The sequence below is a fragment of the Streptomyces sp. NPDC027189 genome (assembly GCF_055566975.1).
This window is the reverse complement of the sequence record NZ_JBVHRI010000021.1, coordinates 46,528-63,410: the sequence shown is the minus strand read 5'-3', so window position 1 is coordinate 63,410 and position 16,883 is coordinate 46,528. Positions and strand designations below refer to the sequence as shown.

The 16,883-nt window shown below is 70.0% G+C and carries 12 protein-coding genes; 2 read left to right on the top strand and 10 right to left on the bottom strand.

All coding sequences use genetic code 11. From position 1 onward, the window contains the following. Positions 1-224: 224 nt before the first annotated feature. The 6 genes from ACZ4RZ_RS36615 to ACZ4RZ_RS36590 all read right to left on the bottom strand — a co-directional run bounded on the left by ACZ4RZ_RS36615 (position 225) and on the right by ACZ4RZ_RS36590 (position 7,731). The gene (locus ACZ4RZ_RS36615) at positions 225-1,736 is read right to left on the bottom strand and encodes a hypothetical protein (RefSeq protein WP_467751235.1); all 1,512 of its coding nucleotides are present in this window, start codon (positions 1,734-1,736) and stop codon (positions 225-227) included. Between the two features lie 155 nt (positions 1,737-1,891). Continuing rightward, positions 1,892-3,469 (bottom strand): glycosyl hydrolase, encoded by a 1,578-nt coding sequence (locus tag ACZ4RZ_RS36610; protein ID WP_467751234.1) that lies wholly within the window; start codon positions 3,467-3,469, stop codon positions 1,892-1,894. A 130-nt stretch (positions 3,470-3,599) separates the two neighbouring features. Then, a complete protein-coding gene (locus ACZ4RZ_RS36605) occupies positions 3,600-4,820 on the bottom strand; it encodes a hypothetical protein (protein WP_467751233.1) in 1,221 nt (406 codons plus the stop codon). A gap of 128 nt (positions 4,821-4,948) precedes the next feature. Beyond that, positions 4,949-5,479 carry a DUF4913 domain-containing protein gene (locus ACZ4RZ_RS36600; protein ID WP_467751231.1) on the bottom strand — a complete coding sequence of 177 codons (531 nt, stop codon included), beginning with the start codon at positions 5,477-5,479 and terminating at the stop codon, positions 4,949-4,951. 45 nt (positions 5,480-5,524) lie between these two features. After that, positions 5,525-7,183 carry a hypothetical protein gene (locus tag ACZ4RZ_RS36595; RefSeq protein ID WP_467751230.1) on the bottom strand — a complete coding sequence of 553 codons (1,659 nt, stop codon included), beginning with the start codon at positions 7,181-7,183 and terminating at the stop codon, positions 5,525-5,527. A 122-nt stretch (positions 7,184-7,305) separates the two neighbouring features. Then, complete coding sequence (locus ACZ4RZ_RS36590; RefSeq protein ID WP_467751229.1) at positions 7,306-7,731, bottom strand: DUF4913 domain-containing protein; 426 nt, start codon at positions 7,729-7,731, stop codon at positions 7,306-7,308. A 151-nt stretch (positions 7,732-7,882) separates the two neighbouring features. Here ACZ4RZ_RS36590 and ACZ4RZ_RS36585 point away from each other — a divergent pair, with 151 nt between their 5' ends. Then, positions 7,883-9,328, top strand: coding sequence for a hypothetical protein (locus ACZ4RZ_RS36585; RefSeq protein ID WP_467751228.1), 1,446 nt, complete (start codon positions 7,883-7,885; stop codon positions 9,326-9,328). A gap of 480 nt (positions 9,329-9,808) precedes the next feature. Here the strand turns inward: ACZ4RZ_RS36585 and ACZ4RZ_RS36580 are convergent, their stop codons facing one another. Beyond that, positions 9,809-10,843 carry a C40 family peptidase gene (locus tag ACZ4RZ_RS36580; protein WP_467751226.1) on the bottom strand — a complete coding sequence of 345 codons (1,035 nt, stop codon included), beginning with the start codon at positions 10,841-10,843 and terminating at the stop codon, positions 9,809-9,811. 161 nt (positions 10,844-11,004) lie between these two features. On the opposite strand from ACZ4RZ_RS36580, the gene ACZ4RZ_RS36575 reads away from it, so the two are divergent. Beyond that, entirely contained in the window at positions 11,005-11,397 is a 393-nt protein-coding gene (locus tag ACZ4RZ_RS36575) for a hypothetical protein (RefSeq protein WP_467751225.1), read from the top strand. A gap of 271 nt (positions 11,398-11,668) precedes the next feature. Here the strand turns inward: ACZ4RZ_RS36575 and ACZ4RZ_RS36570 are convergent, their stop codons facing one another. The 3 genes from ACZ4RZ_RS36570 to ACZ4RZ_RS36560 all read right to left on the bottom strand — a co-directional run bounded on the left by ACZ4RZ_RS36570 (position 11,669) and on the right by ACZ4RZ_RS36560 (position 16,703). After that, positions 11,669-13,432 (bottom strand): type IV secretory system conjugative DNA transfer family protein, encoded by a 1,764-nt coding sequence (locus ACZ4RZ_RS36570; protein ID WP_467751223.1) that lies wholly within the window; start codon positions 13,430-13,432, stop codon positions 11,669-11,671. Beyond that, positions 13,429-15,000: an ATP/GTP-binding protein gene (locus ACZ4RZ_RS36565; protein WP_467751343.1), complete on the bottom strand. Its 1,572-nt coding sequence runs from the start codon at positions 14,998-15,000 to the stop codon at positions 13,429-13,431. Before ACZ4RZ_RS36565 ends, ACZ4RZ_RS36570 begins: the two co-directional genes overlap by 4 nt. Before the next feature lie 209 nt (positions 15,001-15,209). Then, positions 15,210-16,703, bottom strand: coding sequence for an SCO6880 family protein (locus tag ACZ4RZ_RS36560; RefSeq protein ID WP_388884465.1), 1,494 nt, complete (start codon positions 16,701-16,703; stop codon positions 15,210-15,212). Between the last annotated feature and the right edge of the window lie 180 nt (positions 16,704-16,883).

Here is a 16,883-nt window from a genome sequence, read left to right as displayed (position 1 = left end):
TCGAACTCTCTCGGAACGCCCTCTCAGAAGTGCCCGTCAGTCGTTTGCAGACTCGGCTTCGGTCGCAGGTGCGCGGTCGAACAGGGCGTTCAGCTCCGGGACGACGAGTCGCATCCGCACCCCGCACACCGGTACCCGCGCTCCGTGCGCGCGTCGCCACCGGCTCGCCCGGGGCCGTTGGCGCCATCCGCGTGATGCCGAGCCGGCGGGACCGGCCGCACGGGTCACACCGTGAACTTGACCGCTTCGAGCCAGCGCGTGTTTTCGAGGGTGCCGCCGAAGACGAAGTCGGGGCGCGCGTCCGCGCAGCCCTGGCCGCCCCAGGCGTAGCCGTGGACCTTGGCGATCTCGCAGACCTGGCCGCTCCCGATGTTGATGGCGAAGCCCGTCATGTACGGGGCGGACCTGCTGGTGCTGCCGATGTAGTTGTTCTTGCCGTTCCCGATGATGGCTGTCCACTGCGGCTCCCACTTGCCCTGGCCACTGGTCGACTTGGCGTCGTGGACGAAGGCGTTGGCGGCCGAGCCGCCGCTGCCGGTCACCGCGATGTTGATGGACTTGATCGGCTTGTTCTGGCCGGTCGTACCGGCCAGCGTGCCGTCGCACACGGGCTTCTGCCAGCCCTGTCCGGACAGGTACACGCGGTAGCAGATGTGCCGCCCGCCCGGGTCGCTTCTGGCGAGGCGCCCCACGGCGGTGGCGGCGGTGTCCTGCGGGGGCTTCGCGGTCATGGTGGTCCGCGGCGGCCTCGCGGTCACGGTCACGGTGACACTTCCGCCGCCCTTCGAGCCCTTTGAGCCCTTCGAGCCCTGTGTGTCCTTCGGCTTGGCCTTCGGCTTCGTGGGCGTCGCGCTGGGCGGTGACGGCATCATGCTGGGGGTCACGGACGCGGTCGGTGCAGGCTCCTCGGCCGAAGGGCTCCTGCTCGCCTCGCTGGTCGCACGGGCGGCCTGCGTCTCGTCCCCTCCTCCGCCCGACCCGCCGCTGCCCAGCATCACCAGCGGAACGATGACGAGAGCGGCCGCGCCGAGTGCGACCGGGCCGACCACGAGGGGCCGGTGGAGCAGCCTGGGTCCCTCGAACTCGGCGTCCGACTGGCGCAGTTTGCCCCGGCGGCCGATCTCCGGGCGCGGGATCGGGCTCCGGCTCGGGTTCGAGGGCGAGGCCGAGGCCCGGGTCGAACTGAAGGCGGGGGGCGGGGACGGGGAGCCTGAGGGCTGCGGCAGGGCGTACGCCGCTTCATCGACTTCGACTTCGAGATCGAGTTCGTCTTCGGGGTCGTCGTGGGGGCCCTCGTCGACGTCGTCGTCGACGCCGGAAGGCCCGGTTCCCGTCTCGTGTCCGTACGGCCCTGTGGGTACTGCGGGTTCGCCCTGCTCGGGCGGCTGCTCCCCGTGTTGCTCCAGAAGCGTGCTCGAACCGTCGGGGGCGACTTCGACGAAGGCCACGTAACCCGAGGCGGGATCGGAGATGGCCGCCGTCACGGTGGCGTTCCGGTCGCGTGCGTATCCGTGCAGCGTGTCGAGGACCGCGGCGTCGACCGCCTCTCCCTCCGCCGTCGGCACGGGTACGCCATCGATGGCGGCGGAGCCGTCGCCCGAGATGACCACCGCGAGGAACGGGGACGGCTCGGGCGCGTTCCCGGCGGGTTCCGGCCTGCTGAGATCCACCGGCTCCCCAGGTACGAGGTGCTCGTCCCCGGTGATCGGCTCGTCCGTCTCTTCACCCCGGCTCATGACCATTCCTTCCCTACGTCTTCCAGCCGCGTGGCCCCGGTCGGATCAGGACCTCGCCGCGCCCCAGGGGGGTGGGGCACGGCGAGGTCGTACCCGCACAACGGACGGCGGGCGAGAACGGTTCAGCTTTCGGGCCGACCGGGACCGCCGGGTCGTCAGCCCGCGTCTCGATAGGCCTGGCCGGCGGCGTTCGCGGTCGTGCCGTCGTAGAGGCCGGTCGGGCTGGTCTGGGTGGACAGCGTGAACCACGCGTAACGCTCCACGAAGTCCAGGCCGTTCAGCATCGTCGTCGACGACTTGATGAAGTCGGTCTCCTCCTGCTGGCTGGGATAGCGGGGGGTGCCCTGGGAGAAGTCGATGAGGCCGTACTCGGTCAGCCAGATCGGCTTGTGGTAGCGGTCGTGGACGGCTTGGAGATAGCCGCGCAGCTGATTCGCGGCGTCGGGGCCGAAGTCGGCGCCGTACCAGTGCAGGGGGATGAAGTCGACCTTCAGGCCGCGCTCGGCGGCTCCCGTCATGAAACGGTCCAGCCAGCCCCCGGCGACGTCGGCGCCCGTGGAGACCGCCGGGGCCCCCAGGCGCAGGCCGGTCGCCTGGAGCCGGGGCCACAGATCAAGAGCCTGTTCGGGGGTCATGTTGGACTGGGTGCCCGAGTCGGGCTCGTTGAAGCCGAGCAACTCCGTGCCCTGCTGGGCGGCCTGGCCGAGTTCGGCGTCGGTCACCGAGCCGGGACCCCAGATCATCGGAACGTACTCGACACCGTCCGGCTTGGCGACCGGACCGGTGGACGAGGCCCAGTTGAAGTACCAGGACGCACCGGACTCGGCCAGCGCCTGGGAGGCTCCGTCGACGGGGTTGAGGCTGATGCCCTTGCGGGTCGAGGCCGGGGTGACTGTGCCGGTCGTGGTCGTCGTGGCAGGGTCCGTCGGGGCGGCGGCGCTGCCGGTGCCGAACGCGACGGTCAGGCCGCTGCACTTGGTGCACTGGTACATGACCTTGTTGCCCGGCTCGGCGTCCTGCTTGGACCAGGCGTACGCTGTGGGGCACGTCTGGTTGATCATGTCGCTGTAGGGAGTCTTTGCGTCCCGGTTGGGATTGACGCACACCAGCGACTGGCCCGTGCCCTGGTCCTTGACCAGGTTGTCGGCCGGGCAGCCGGGCAGCAGATCCTTGGCGCAGCCCGCCGCCGCGCACTCGCCGCTCTCGGGCACCGCCACGTCGTTCGGGGTGATGGTGACGGGCGCCGAGACGGCGTTGACGTAGCTGACGTCGTACCAGGGCGCCAGGTTGTCGGCCGGGTCGAAGTTGAACTCGGCCAGTCCGGTGGGCTGTTCGCCGAGCGAGCAGTGGTCGGCGTACGGACCGCAGTCGCCTACGGCGCAGTGGAACGTACTGCCGTCGTCACCGCTGCACCCCTGGCGGGCGAAGAACTTGCCGCGCCAGTGCCCGGCGCCCTCGCGCTCGGGGATGGTGATGGTGGCGGACTGGCCCGGGTCCAGCGTCGGCATCCCGGTGAGCGCGGCCGAGCCGTCGGCGTTGACCGTGCTGCCGATCCAGATACGGCCGTCCGTCCTGTTCTGGAAGGTGACGGTGTGCTCGGCGGTGCCGACTTCGGCGGCCGGCGTTCCGTTGATACTGCTGCCGGAGCGGTGGACCTGGACCGCCACGGCGGTGCCCGTCACACCGGCGATGACCAGTAACAGCGCCAGCAGAAACGATGTGCGTCTGGGCAAGGTGCGCATAGAACGTTGCCTCTCCATCGGGCTTGCGGGGGTCGGGGTTCGGGGTTCGGCGATCTGTTGTCGCCTGCGCAGGCACGACGGATGGGGCGTGGTGGATGGTTCACCCGGCGGCAGAACGTCCTTACCGTCGCTTCGCCTTGGGGCGGGGGCTTGTCTGGGTTGCTGGAACAGGCGCGGGAGTACGTGGTGGTGAGGGCGGGCCGGCGTTTCCGGCAGCCGAGGACGACGCCCGCTGGGCGGCGAACGGTTCGTTGATGACCCTGAGCCCTTCGCTGCTGAGCAGGGGAGACACGGGGCTTGGGGGAGCGGGGGACGGCGGGTTGTTGTCCCTCAACTGCTGTGCCGTCTCGACCGAGAGGTAGGCCTGGCCGTCGCTCATCGGGTGCTGGCCCGGATTCCGGGAGTTGGCGGTGCTCCAGGCCTGCCTCGCTCGTTCGGCGTCCTGGAAGGGGTCACCGGTCCGGTCCGGGGCCGGGCTCGCAGGTTGGGCGGTTACCCTGGCGTGTCTCGCGTCTTCGACGGCTTGGAAGGCGACCGCGTCAGCCATCTGGTCCGGGCTCGCGGGAGGGGCGGTGACCCTGGCGTGTGTCGCGTCCTGGACGGCTTGGAAGCCGACGGCGTCAGCCATCTGGTCCGGGCCCGGCCCCGGGAAACCGCTCCTGATCCGCGGCTCGGCCGATTGCTGTTGAGGGGGCGCCTCGCGCTCCCAGCGCTCGCGCAATGCCGCGAACTGCCTCTTGTCGTTGGCCATGATGGTGGCTACGGCGTTGTTCACGGACTCCGCGACCGGGACCGCCCGCGATACCTCGGCATGCGACTGACCCTGTTCCCGCGTCGGCGGGTCGACGCTCGGGGAAGCGCCCTCCACCAGCTTCCTCATGTACGCGTTGTTGGCGTACTTCATGACAGCCGGCATGCTTTCGGGGTTCTTGTCGTACGCCTTCTTCCATTTCTTGTTCTCTTTGTCTTCGACGAGCTTCTGCACCGCGTCCTCGAAGGCCTCGAGTTCGCGTATCGGAAGCCGGCTGATCATCGCTTCGAAGCCGGCCCGCCCCGTCTGCGCCTGCTGCTCGAATGTGGGCTGCTGCTCCGGCCCGGCCTCCTGTCCGCCGAAGGACGACGGGGGACCCCCGGCGGACGCCGTCCGGCCCCTGAGGCGATCCATCAGGCGATTCAACTCGTCGGCCAGTTGATCCCAGACGCTTTCCGCACCGCCTGAGCCTGCTCCGCCGCCGCCGCGACGCCCGCCTCTCAGGCCGTACTCGGCCTTGATCAGCTTTCGAGCCAGCGCGACTTCGGGGCGCTCCGGGTCCTTGTTGGGGCGCTTTCGCTCCCTGGTCAACCGCTTCCTGCCTCGGGAAGCCGCGTTGTCATACGCCACGGTGCCCTCTTTCAGGTCGGAGGTCCTGACACGGGCGACAACGGGCCGCCGAGGGCGCAGGGTTCAACGCCAGGCCCCCCTTCCCGCCGTCAGTCCGCGGGCGGTGGAGGGGGAGTCGAAGGGGGCGGTGGGCCGGGTGGCGGGGCGAACGGGTCGGCGGAGTCGACCGACGGAGCCTCCTTCGGGCGGTGGTTGCCCGGCTTGCATCCGGCGAAAGGGCCTGCCGGGTCACGCAGGGAGGCCATCACCGGGCCCAGGTAGTCGCGGTGCCACGAGGCCGGCCCGCTCGATCCGCAGCCGGGGCCGGTCAGCTCCCCCCAGGCGAGCCACAGGCCATGGAGTTGGGCGACTGCTTCCGGGTGCTCCCACCACAGGGGGCACCAGGGGGCCGTGGAGGTGACCTCCCGGCCGTAGACGGGCAGCACCACATGGTGCGTCCACAGGGTCAACTGCCTTATCTCCTGCGCGTATTCGCGCCCGTTCAGGTAGAGGATGAACCGCGGTGCGGAGGATGGCGGTGGCGGCGGCGGGGCCTCCTGCGGCGTCCGCGCCTCCTGAGGAGCTCGGGCCGCGCCCTGCGGTGCCCGAGTCCACTGCCTGCCCGTGGTGTCGGCCGTCATGATGTCCTTCCCGACGTACGGTGAGGGCGCTGACTGTTCTCGCGATTACCTTCTGCTTCTCCCACCGCTTCTCCCCTGCCTCCTCCCTGAGTTCGCGTCTGCGGCAGGGGAGGCCGACGCCAGGCTGTGACTGGACGTTTTGGAGGCGTACGTTTCGGCACGCGTCCCGGGGTACGAATCCCACGTGTTGCCCTGCGGGTGGAATGCGTAGACTCCGAGACACTCGGTCTCACGACTGCTGTAGTAGCCCTTCTGTATCCCCGCTTCTGTTGTTGCATTGACGCGGTCCCAGACAATCCCGTCAGGCGTCCTGATCTGTTCGAAATCCGACGTGTAGTCCACTCCGCTGGTCGTGTCCCGCTGAAACACATCCACGTGGGTGTTGGGGTGGTTCGCGGCGAGAGTGTCTCGGCCCGGGACATACACCGAATCCCCGGGAAGCAGATTTACGAGATGCGTCGCCGGATCAGAGACGTTGGACGAGCCTTCGGAGCGGGCCCTGGAACCTTTGGAATCTTCCGAGTCGGACCCCGAAGTGTTGCCCTGATGCGGGGAGCTCGTCACCGCCGCGGTCGGGAAACTGAGGTTCGAGAAGGAGTCCACGAGCTGGCTGCTCGATGCTTCGCTTGCCCTTCGCCCCTGCTCCCGCGCGACGGTCGCGAGCATCCTTTTCAGCCCCGTCGCGTCGGCCTTCCCCTTCCCCTTCGAACTTGAGGACTTCGAACTGGAGGTATTGCTCTGCGTCCTGGAGAGTTGTTGAGGGCTTTCGGTCAGCTCGACGTGTGGTGCGTTCGGGTCCGTCAGCACGATCCGATACTCGCTTGGGTTCCTGACGGCATTTTCGAAGCTTGACATCGAGTTCTGCAACCCTATTCGGTTGTAGTACTTTCGCCGCTCCTCCTTCGTCCTCTGGTATATCCCCTCCTGTTGCTCCACGAACGACGGGGTTCTCTGGGCCTCGGGGAGCAGGTCGTAGGACGCCTGTGAATGCACTATGAGAGAATCGACCGTCTCCAGTTCGCCGGCGTCGTTCATTTTGAGCAGGTTGACGCGCATGTGGGGAACGTCGTTCTCGCCATTTTCAATCATTTTGAGTATGCGCGGCCACTCGGTGGTGTCCAGCACGCTGGGCTTCATGATCCCGCGGAACACGTTCCCCGCTATCTCCCCGCGCAGGCCGCCCGTGTAGTTTTCCGAGAACAGGTCCCAGACCTGTTTCATCGTGGGGGTGTAGTCAGGGTAGCCCCCGGTCCCGTAGTGCAGTTCGTTCAGTGCCACTGCTCCCGGTGTCGTCTCCAGGATGATGCCGTCCGACCTGTCGGCGAGTTTCTCGGCCTCCCACGGGCCGATCTTGTTCCATACGTTGCCGCGCCCGGAGAAGTAGTTCGCCATTTCCTGCAGCCGGGCAGGAAATTCCTCGGGGCTGTAAAGCTCCTGCTCCTCGACCCACCTCTTGGCCGGAATGCTGAACCCGTGATTTTCTTTCACCACCCTCACGAGGTCGGGGCCGACGTCCGGATCCATCCAGTGTTCTATTTGCTCATTGGTGTATCCCTGACTCCTCCATTCCAGCTCCTTCCAGACCTGATTGTGGTACGCGTCGAAGGCGGCCTTTACCTCAGGATTGTCTCCCAGTCCCTGATAGCGGCTCAGACGCCACTCGGCCCGCCCCCTGTCGATTGCGTACTGGGCGAGGTCTACCATCGCGATGTCCTTCCTTCTTGCGTGAGTCGGGCGGATCTCTTCTCTCGGTGTGTCTCGTCGAACCGCAACGGGCCGCGTGTCTGAACGGTTCACTCGCTCCGGGTGTTTTCGGGAGCCGGTGATCAGCCCGGGTACGGGTCCATCCCCGGCGCCTCCTTGGCCCGGTGGGCGCCGGCCTTGCAGCCCGCGAACGGGCCCGAGGGGTCCCGCAGTGAGGCCATGACGTGGCTGAGGTGATCGCGGTGCCAGGTGGCCGGCCCGGTCGATCCGGACGTGGGGCCGGTCAGCTCCTGCCACGCCATCCACAGCCCGTACAGCTGCGCCACCGCCTCCGGGTGTTTCCGCCAACTCGGGCACCAGGGTGCTGCGGAGGTGACCTCTCTGCCGTACACCGGCAGCAACAGGTGGCGCACCCACAGGGCCAGCCGGTTCAGGGCGTCGTCGTACTCGGGGCCGTCCAGGTAGAGGATGAAGGCGGGCCCCTGCGGCTGCTCTTCCGTCGACTCCGGGGTGTCCTGTTCCGCCGGATCCGGTGGAAGGATGGTCATTTCGGTACTCCGTCCGCTCGGTCGTGGTGGTCGCCACCACCACGGTGCGGAGCGGCCGCTGGTTCAGTGGGCTGCTGAACCTCCGTGCGTGCGTGGTCCGTTGTGCGTGACAGCCGGCGGCGCTCGGTCGCCGGGCAGGAAGGGAACGCACATGCCCGATCGAGATCCGGCCAAGGAGCCGGAGAAGGTTCAGTTCATCTGGTTCGGCGAGGAGCTGAGCGACAACGCGAAGGCGGGACTCCGGGCGCTGAGCCGGCGGTTCCCGAACTCGAAGCGAGAACTGGTGGTGATGCCCCGGCGCACTCCGGGGGAGACCGGGCGGCTGCGCGCGAACGAGCTCATGGAGGGGTACCGGGCCGAGGCGCAGCAGCACGGTGTCGACGTACGGCACATCCGTGAGGACACCGGGAAGCTGGCCTCCGTCCTTGAGCCGAAGTACCGCAAGGCCACGGTCGACGACATCTTCAGGATGGAGATGAGCAACCAGGGTTACATCGCCGCGAAGGACCTGGCCACCTACCTGCTGCGGGCCAACGAGACCGGCCTGAGTCTGGACCTGTCGCACCACCACATGACGGCCGCGGAGTGGGACGCGGTTCAGCGCGACCCGCGGTTCTCCCCCGAAGTGGCGGCGCCGTTCGACTTCTCCACCGCCGAGCTGAAGGTCGTCGACCTCTCGCACGGCGAGGACGCCAACATGCGCAACGTCCTGAACGCGGGCTTCGAGCCGATGACGGAACAGCACGGCGACGCGAACATCGAACCCCAGATGATGCGGCACCTCGACGTCTTCGCCATGTACACGCGGGAAGGTACCCGCGGGCAGGAAGTGGCCAAGACAGCCGCGAACATGCACATCGGCTATCTCGCCAAGATGGCCCAGGACCAGGTGCTCAACGGCAATGTCACCTTCAACCCGAACGACTACGACAAGCGGTTCCGGCCCGACACCATCAATCTCGCGGCCGACAACGATCTGGGCGCCAAGTACAACCCGCAGGACGCGAGGCGCCACGACATCATCGGCCGCATGGCCATCAGCGCCCTCGCCGACGGCATGTACGCCGTCTACGGCACGCCCATGACGCCGCCCGGCGGGACCAAGCAGGACATGCCGGTGATGCAGATCGACCAGGCGACCATGGACGCCACCACCATGCAGGCCTTCCAGGTCGGCACTGTGCGGGTGCTGCCGCAGCTGAGCCTGGGCAAGGACAACCAAGGCGCCTGGCGTAAGGAACCCACACAGGATCCGAGCGACCTGACGAATCTTAAGGGCGAGGAGGTCACCCTCACCCAGGCCAGCAACATCGGCGTCAGCCAGGCGGCCGCGGCGGGCATACCAGGGCTGGACAAGCCGGCCCACCTTCCCTACACGGAGCACTACTCCAAGTCGGGCGGCAACTCCCCCGCCCGCACACCGAGTCCGGACTCCTCGAACGAGAGCGTGGGGACCCTCACCAGGCAGGTGGCCGGGCTGACAATGCCCCGGACCCCGTCCCCTGAGGGGCCGGACGCCACCGCCTCCGCCGCCGTCCCCCCGCCGCCGCCGAGGCCGGGGGCGAAGCGGGCGGCCACCACCGGGCCGGGGAAATAGCGGCTGAACCGCCGACCGTGCCCCGTCCGTTGTGCCCCTGGAACCGGTGATGGCGGCCGATGGGTACGCCGCAGCCGACAGGTCAGGGAGGAACTCACATGGCCGAACGGAATCCGGCCGGTCGTTTCGCGTCACGCGGGCTGTTGGCGCGGCGCCGCGCCTCGGAAGGCCAGGCAGGTCAGACAGGCCGTGCAGGGCAGGCAGCCCCAGAAGGGCCCTACTCCCGGCCGGCCCCGCCGCAGTTGGCCGGCCGTGCGCCGCGGCTTCCCGCGTCCCCGCTGCCCGCGTGTCTGCTCCCGCTGCCGCCGGGGTTCGAGTTGTCGCCCGCGGCTGCCGTGCGGCCGGCAGACTCCGGGCACGAGCAGTTCGCGGAGCGGTACGCCGGCTGACCGGGCTTGCGACGCCCTGAGAGGGCCCCGGAGCGAGGGGCGGTCCGTCCATGGCATCCATGGACGGACCGCCCCTCGGCCGTCTGCCGTCTCAGGCGCCCGGCCGCACCACCCCGAGAATCTCCATCGACCCCGCCGGCGACACGTACACCACCCGCCCGGGACGGGGAGCGGAGATGATCTTGCCGTCGCCGATGTAGAGGGCGACGTGGCTGGCGTCGGAGAAGTAGATGATGAGGTCGCCGGGGCGCATGTCCGCGACGGGGACGTGCTTCAGTTGTGCCCACTGGAGTTCGGACGTACGGGGGATGGTGACCCCCGCCGCCAGCCAGGCCTGGGAGGTCAGGCCCGAGCAGTCGAAGGAGTCGGGGCCCTCGGCGCCCCAGACGTAGGGCTTGCCGAGCTGGCGGGTGGCGTAGGCGATGGCCTTCTTGCCCGCGGCGGTCGCATCGGTGCCGACCTTCTCGAGGATGCCCGTGCCGACCCACTTCGCCTGTGCGTCCTTGGCGGCCTTCGCTTCGAGCGCGGCCAGTTGCCGACGTTGCTTCTTCGCCAGGCTCGACTCCAGCTTCTTCGCGGTGGCGATGTGCTCTTCGATCGTCTTGCGGTCGGCGTCCATGGTGCGGCGGTTCTTCTTCAGGCGCGTCAGGACGCCGGATGCGTCGGCGGTGCGGGTACGCAGGTCCTTGCGAGTCGCCGTCAGGGCGGTCAGCACGTTCTGCGTGGAGTGTTGGGCCCGCCGGGCCAAAGAGGCGTTGTCCAGGGCGTGTTCGGGGTCGGAGGCGAGGGCGAACTGCACCTCGGCGGGCAGGCCGCCGCTGCGGTACTGGGCCCGGGCCGCCGCCCCGGCCAGCGAGGTGAGGCCGGTCAGTTTCGTCTCGGCCGTCTTGACCTGGGCGTTGAGAGTGCGGACACGTTTCTCCTGCTTGGTCACCTGCACATCGACGGTGTTGTACTTCTCCGTGGCGACCTCGGCGTCGTGGTAGAGGCGCTCGAGTTCGGCGCGTACCTCGGTGAGGGTCATGGGGTCGGCTCGGGCGACCTGCTGGGTCGCCGCCGTCAGGGCGCAGGCCAGTGCGACGGCTGCCGCCGTCCGACAGCCGTGTGCGCGCGGGGGCCGTCTCATGTGGGCCGAAGCTCCCTTCGTCCGCGTCGGCCGGGTCGATGCCCGGAGGGTCCGCCCGCACAACGGGGGGATGCCGTCCTGTGGTTCAAGGGGGTGTGAACCAGGTGGTGCCCGGCATCCGTTGTGCGCGGGAAGGACGTGCGTCAGATGAAGGAGTCTTTATGGGCGCGGAGTTGGTGCTGCCGGGGCTGTGCGCGGGGTTCGGGATCGGGTTTCTGGTGCTCGCCGTGCGGACGGCTGTGGCGGCGCTGCGGCTGCGCGTGCGCGGACTGCGGGTGATGGGTGTCGTGACGGCGCGGGTGGCGGCCGACCGGCGGAGTGGCGGGCTCGTGGTGTTCTCCGATCACCTGGGGCGGGTCGTCGTCCTGGATCCGGGGATCTACGGGCCGCTGTGCGGGCTGCCGCTGGTCGGCGGGAGGGTGCCCGTGGTCTACGTACGGAACCGGCCCGCCGCGGCCCGGTTGTGGAATTCACGGCATCTGCTGGCACCGTCGTTCGGATGGTTCCTGTCGTCGACGGTGGCGTTCGGTGCCGCGGTCGTGGTGTCGCCGTGAGGTGGGGCCAGGGCCTGTCCCGCGGATCAAAGTGCAGACGCGGGGCCTCGCACGCACTCCCCCACTGCCTGAACGGGGTGGGAGTGCCCCAGCGGCATTGTCGTCGGGTGCCGTGTCCGGGTCGGCACCGCGCTCCCCTTCGCCGGATACGTGGCGTTGTACGCGGTCCAACTCGCCCTCGGCGTAAACCTGATGGGGCGAGTGCGGTACGGGCCGGTCGAGCTGTTGCTGCGTGCAGTCATGCCGACGCGGTATCCCGGCCGGCGGGTGGCTACTTCTCCAGCGTCAAGCCTGGCAGACGGCGTGCGGCCCGTTCGGTGATGGCCGCCGTCTCCGCCTTCGCCGCCGCCGAGATGGCGCCGGCGCCGGGCTCCTTGTACCAGGGGCGCAGCCGGATCAGGGCCGGCCGGACGCCGGTGGCGAGCAGGAGAGCGGTGCCCTTGGGCAGGGCGCGGATCTTGTCGGGGGGCAGGACGGCCTCCTGACGGTAGGAGTAGGAGCGCGAAGTGCCGTCCTTGCTACGGGAGATGCTGGGCGTACGGACGTCGTGCTGGCCGACGAGGGTGGAGATCTTCTGCACGAAGTCGGCGTCGTCCAGGCCCGCGCCGAGCAGCTTGACGGTCGCCGCGCTCCACAGGGCGTCCATGCCCACCTCGCCCCACACCCGGGCGCCCTGCCGGTAACTCTGCAGCAGTGTCACGACGTTGATGCCGCGGGAGCCGAAGTGCGAGTACAGGTCGGGCAGGTCGGAGATGCGGCAGACGTTGGCGGCCTCGTCGAGGACCGCTGTCAGCGGCGGGTCGAGGCGGCCGCCCATGCGTTCGGCGGCGACCACGCCCGCTCGCATCGTCGCGTCGGCGATGCCCGCGATGACGCCCGCCGCGGAGCCGCCGCCGTCCTTGGACAGGAGGTAGAGGGTGTCCTGGCCGAGGACATGCTCGTGGGGACGGAACTCCGGCATCTCGGGGTCGGGTGTGACCCAGGCGAGGATCTCGGGGTCCAGAAGGCAGGACACGGTCTGGCGGGCGGTCTCGTAGATGCCGTCCCGGGTCTCCACCGCGCCGCGGACCGTGCCCTGCAACTGCTCGGCCATCGCGACGAGTCCGGCCTCGCGGAGCAGGTCGACGGGAGTGCGGTCGGCGGGGTCGGCGAGCCAGCCGAGGAGGTCGACGACCCGGGCCTTGCCGCGGGCGGCGGCGAGGAAGAGGGCGGTGAGGGTGTTCTGGGCGGCCGAGATCCAGAAGTCCTTCTTCGCGGTGTCGTCGTTGACGGACGCCACGAAGTGGCCGGCCAGGCGGCGGGCGCCCTCGATGGTGTGGCACTCGCCGAGCAGGTTCCACCACATGGCACGCGGGGTGTGGGCGATGCCCTGCGGGTCGAACGTCCAGACCCAGCCCACCTTTTCGCGTTCGGCGCGGGTGGCGGCGTACACGTCGGCCTTGTTGGAGGTGAGCAGCACGGCGCCCTGGGCGCGCAGCACCCGGGGGACGGCGATGCCGGTGGACTTGCCGGCCCGGGGTGCCATGAGGTCGAGTTCCACGTCCTCGTAACTGCTGCGCAGCTCGGGGCCCTTGGGGTCGAGGTCGCCGAGGAGGTTGCCGGTCTCGTCCGGGTGCAGCCGCTCGCGGCCCTTGAGGGTGGGGCGCAGTTCGCGGGCCCGGGTCTCGATGCCCTTGGGGCACATGGCGGCGAGTTCGCGCCGTCCGGCGAGGCCCTTGGTGCGGCCGGCACGGTCCATGAGGAGGCGCACGCCGAGCGCGACGGGCACCGCGATGAGCAGCAGCAGGCCGAGCATGCCCGCGTAGACGGCGGCGGGCGGCGCCGTGGGCCACAGCGGGGCCGGTCCGTCAGTGGTCAGGCGGGAGACGGTGGACAGGGCGAAGGGCGGGGCGTCGAAGCCGTGGCCGGAGAGTCCGGCGCCAAGGGTGCCGCCGGCCCAGACGACGGTGAACAGGGTGAGGCCGGTGCCGGCGATCCCGGCGATGGCCCACGGCAGCTGGTCGGACAGGTCGCCGCCGGTGCGCGGGCCGCTCATGCGGTCCACCTCCTCGCCGCTGCTTCCGTGCCGGGTGCCGGTGGCAGCCCGGGGGCGCTGGGCATCCCGTAGGCCTCCTCCTGGGCGGCGCGTGCCACCTGCTCGGCGGCGCGGGCGGCGGCCTGCTCGATGGCCTCCTCGTTGGTCGTCCAGCGCTGGTTGGTGTTGTGCAGACGGCGTTCCGCGTCGGTGATGGCGACCTTGATGGGGATGCCGGGGCGACCGCCGACCTTGATGAGGAAGCGGCCGCGGCCCGGCGGTTCCTCGTTCTCGCCGTTGACGCCCCAGCCGGGGGGTGAGGACCAGGACGACACGAGTTCGATCTCGCGCCGGGACAGTCCCACCACCTTGCCCAGGTCCTCCATCTCGGCCTTCGGCAGACCGGCGCACACCACCATCCCGGCCCGTTCGACGAAGCCGCGGGCCTTGGCACGGTCGGCGTCCGTACCGAGTGCCTCGGCGTCCTTGAGGGTGTGGGTGATCTTCGCGTCGCCGAGGCCGAGGGAGCGGTTGAGGCGGGTGAGCGCGTCGATGCGGTCGACGATGCCGGTGGCGGCGCGCAGCGGGCGCCACAGCTCGTCGAGCACGGTGAAGAACCAGCGCCGGGGTGCGAGTCCGGCGTCCGCGAGGGCGTGCGAGGCGGCCACCGTGCCGAGCCCGTCGGACCAGGCGGCGAGCATCGCGGCGGCGGTCAGCTGGGTGTCGGCCTCGCCGATGCCGGAGATGTCGATGCACACGGCGGGCGCGTCGGGGTTGATACGGGTGGACGTCTCGGAGGCGAAGGTGTCGCCGAGCGGGCCGTCCAGGATGCCGAGCAGGGAGCGGTGCAGCGGGTCCACGGCGTCGCGGTAGCGGGTGTCGTCGCCGCGGTCCAGGGTGACCGCGCGGACCCGGTCGGGGCCCTCGGTGAGCACGCGCAGCAGGTCGGGCAGCAAGACCGTACCGCCCTCCGGGGTGCGTTCGCGCAGATGGTGCAGGCAGGCGCTCAGCACCGACTGCTCGTGGTCGTCCATCGGACGGCCGCGCACGATGGTGATGAGGGCGGCGACCATGTTCAGTACCCGGCCGTGGGCCTCGGCCTTCAGGACCTCGCCGGCCTCGCCGCCGATCTTCGCGGCGGCGGCGCCCATGGCGCCCGGGTCGAGGACGTTGATGCCACCCCGGCCGCGGCCGATGGAGATCACCTGGCCGCCGAGCGCGCGGATGGTGTCGGCGTAGTCGGGCTTGAGGTCGCCGAGGACCAGCGGGACGACGCCGGTCGCGGCGAGCCCGATCAGCATCCGGTTGACGAGGGTGGACTTGCCGAGGCCCGGCATGCCGAGCATGAACAGGGAGGGGTTGGAGATGTAGCGGGCCCGGGTGAACCAGTTGAGGGGGTCGCCGCAGACCGTGGCGCCGGTGAACAGGTGCTGTCCGAGCGGTACTCCGGTCATGGGCGAGCCGGAACCGGCGGCGAACGGCCACATGCCGCAGGCCTGCACGGTGGTGGCGCGCCACATGGTCGGCGGGTCTATGTAGCCGACGCGTCCGCCGCCCACGCCGTACCAGCCGCGGGGCGGGACGAACAGCTCCTTGGGGCGGGCCGGGGCTTTCTGCTTGCCGCTCTGCCGCGCGCCGGACTTCGACCTGCCGGACTTCTTCCGCCCGGACTTCTCCGTCCAGGACGCCTCCGTCCAGGGCTCTTCCTGCCCGGGCTGCTCCGCGCCCGGCGCCTCGCGCGCCTGCTCTTCGGCCAGCCGGTCGGCCCGTTCGGCCTTCTTCTCCTCGCTACGGCGGCTCACAGCGCCTCCTGCAGTTCGTGCGGGATGAGGGTCTGTTCCCACGGGAGGATTCCGGCGGGCAGCGTGCAGCTGAACGCTGCCGCCTGCATCCGGTCCGCGGGCCGCATCAGCACCCGGGAGGCCGCGGTCAGGTTGCGTACGGTGACGCTGGCGTCGGCCAGCTCCGCGATGTCGTCGACGGTGACCGTCAGCATCAGCGAGAACTCCACGAGCCCCGCGCCCGACGCCTCTTCCGCCGCGGTCTGTTCCGCCGCCCGCACCTCGGAGGCCGCACGGGCCTGCACCATGCCCTTTCCGGACGTCGCCATGAACTGGGCGCTGCGCCGGTCCGCCTCGACGATCCGGGCCGAGGTGGCCGGGTCGATGGGCCGGTAGACCAGGGCGACCCGCTTGCGGCGGGTGCCGGGGGCCGCCTCCAGCATGCCCCTCAGCACCGAGGACCGGATGGTGCCGCGCGGTGCCAGGGTCATCAGCCAGGTCCGGGACACGCCGGAGTCGTGGTGGTAGCTGCCCACGGTCTCGACGGCGGCGGCGGGGCCCGCGTCGGCCCACTCCAGGCCCGTTCCTCCGTGCGTGGCGCGGGCGTCGAGGACATCGGCGGCGACGCCGGGGTCGTAGGCGACCCGGATCACCTCGGCGATCCGCTCGGCCGACAGCGGGTAGGCGGCACCGCCGCCGGCCGCGACGAGCCCGCTGAGCAGGCCCGGGATACGGATGGCGAGGTCGGTGATCACGTCGTCCTTCTTGCGCCGCTGGCCCGGCGGGACGCCGTAGGTGAGCGTGATGTAGGTGTGCATCTCGGAGGAGGCGCTCGGGTAGCGGTCGACGACCTCCTCCATGACGGCACGGGCGGCGGGCGGCGCGTCCGGGTGGATGCGGGGCAGCACCTCGTGGGCGAGCCGGGTGCCCGGGTCGGGGGCGGTCTCCACGATCACGGAGGCGCCACGCAGGCCGGGTTCGTGGGCCAGCCGGGCCAGCCACTCGCCCCACAGCGCGACCCAGACGTCGACCTGGTCCGGGTCGATGAGGGAACCGCCGTCGGGGTCGCAACCCAGGACGATCGTGTACAGGTTGCGGTCCGGGTGGTGCAGGACGCCGAAGGGGCGGTCGTAGGCGTCCCGGCCCTCGGTCGCGGTGACCTTGTTGAGCAGACCCGGCGGACGGAAACGGCCGCCGGGCCGGGCGGACAACGGGCCGGAGACATAGAGGTGCGCGCCCTTCGCCTTCCGGCGCCACCAGCTGATGCGCAGCGTGATCAGCTGGTAGACGTTGCGCCCGTCCTGGGTGCGGATGGCGAGCGGTATCAGGAAGACGAGGACCGGGAGGGCCACGACGATCGCGGCGTACAGCGAGATCAGCGACGCCAGCAGGGTGGCGATGAGTCCGCCGAAGATCCCGAAGGTGCCGACGAGCCCGAGCGGCCCGAGCCCCGGCCGCCGTGGCCTGCGCCAGTTTCCGTAGGTCGGATGGGTGGCGGCTTCCGTGGACATGAGGATCCGGTTTCCCTTCGTGAAGTGGTGGGGCTACGGCGTCGCAGACACGGCGGTGGTGGTGGGACGGAGGCGGGGCGGGGAGACCGCCGAGCTCCCTCGGGGAAAGGAGCTCGGCGGCCGTTCGTCAGGGCAGGCGACGACGGGACGTACGGATGTACGGTCCGGGCGTCGTCGCCC

Excerpts from the sequence above, each read along its gene's own strand:
- ACZ4RZ_RS36590 (WP_467751229.1), bottom strand. The coding sequence starts at position 7,731 with ATGACCATCCTTCCACCGGATCCGGCGGAACAGGACACCCCGGAGTCG.
- ACZ4RZ_RS36600 (WP_467751231.1), bottom strand. The coding sequence starts at position 5,479 with ATGACGGCCGACACCACGGGCAGGCAGTGGACTCGGGCACCGCAGGGC.
- ACZ4RZ_RS36575 (WP_467751225.1), top strand. The coding sequence starts at position 11,005 with ATGGGCGCGGAGTTGGTGCTGCCGGGGCTGTGCGCGGGGTTCGGGATC.
- ACZ4RZ_RS36560 (WP_388884465.1), bottom strand. The coding sequence starts at position 16,703 with ATGTCCACGGAAGCCGCCACCCATCCGACCTACGGAAACTGGCGCAGG.
- ACZ4RZ_RS36595 (WP_467751230.1), bottom strand. The coding sequence starts at position 7,183 with ATGGTAGACCTCGCCCAGTACGCAATCGACAGGGGGCGGGCCGAGTGG.
- ACZ4RZ_RS36615 (WP_467751235.1), bottom strand. The coding sequence starts at position 1,736 with ATGAGCCGGGGTGAAGAGACGGACGAGCCGATCACCGGGGACGAGCAC.
- ACZ4RZ_RS36580 (WP_467751226.1), bottom strand. The coding sequence starts at position 10,843 with ATGAGACGGCCCCCGCGCGCACACGGCTGTCGGACGGCGGCAGCCGTC.
- ACZ4RZ_RS36585 (WP_467751228.1), top strand. The coding sequence starts at position 7,883 with ATGCCCGATCGAGATCCGGCCAAGGAGCCGGAGAAGGTTCAGTTCATC.
- ACZ4RZ_RS36570 (WP_467751223.1), bottom strand. The coding sequence starts at position 13,432 with ATGAGCGGCCCGCGCACCGGCGGCGACCTGTCCGACCAGCTGCCGTGG.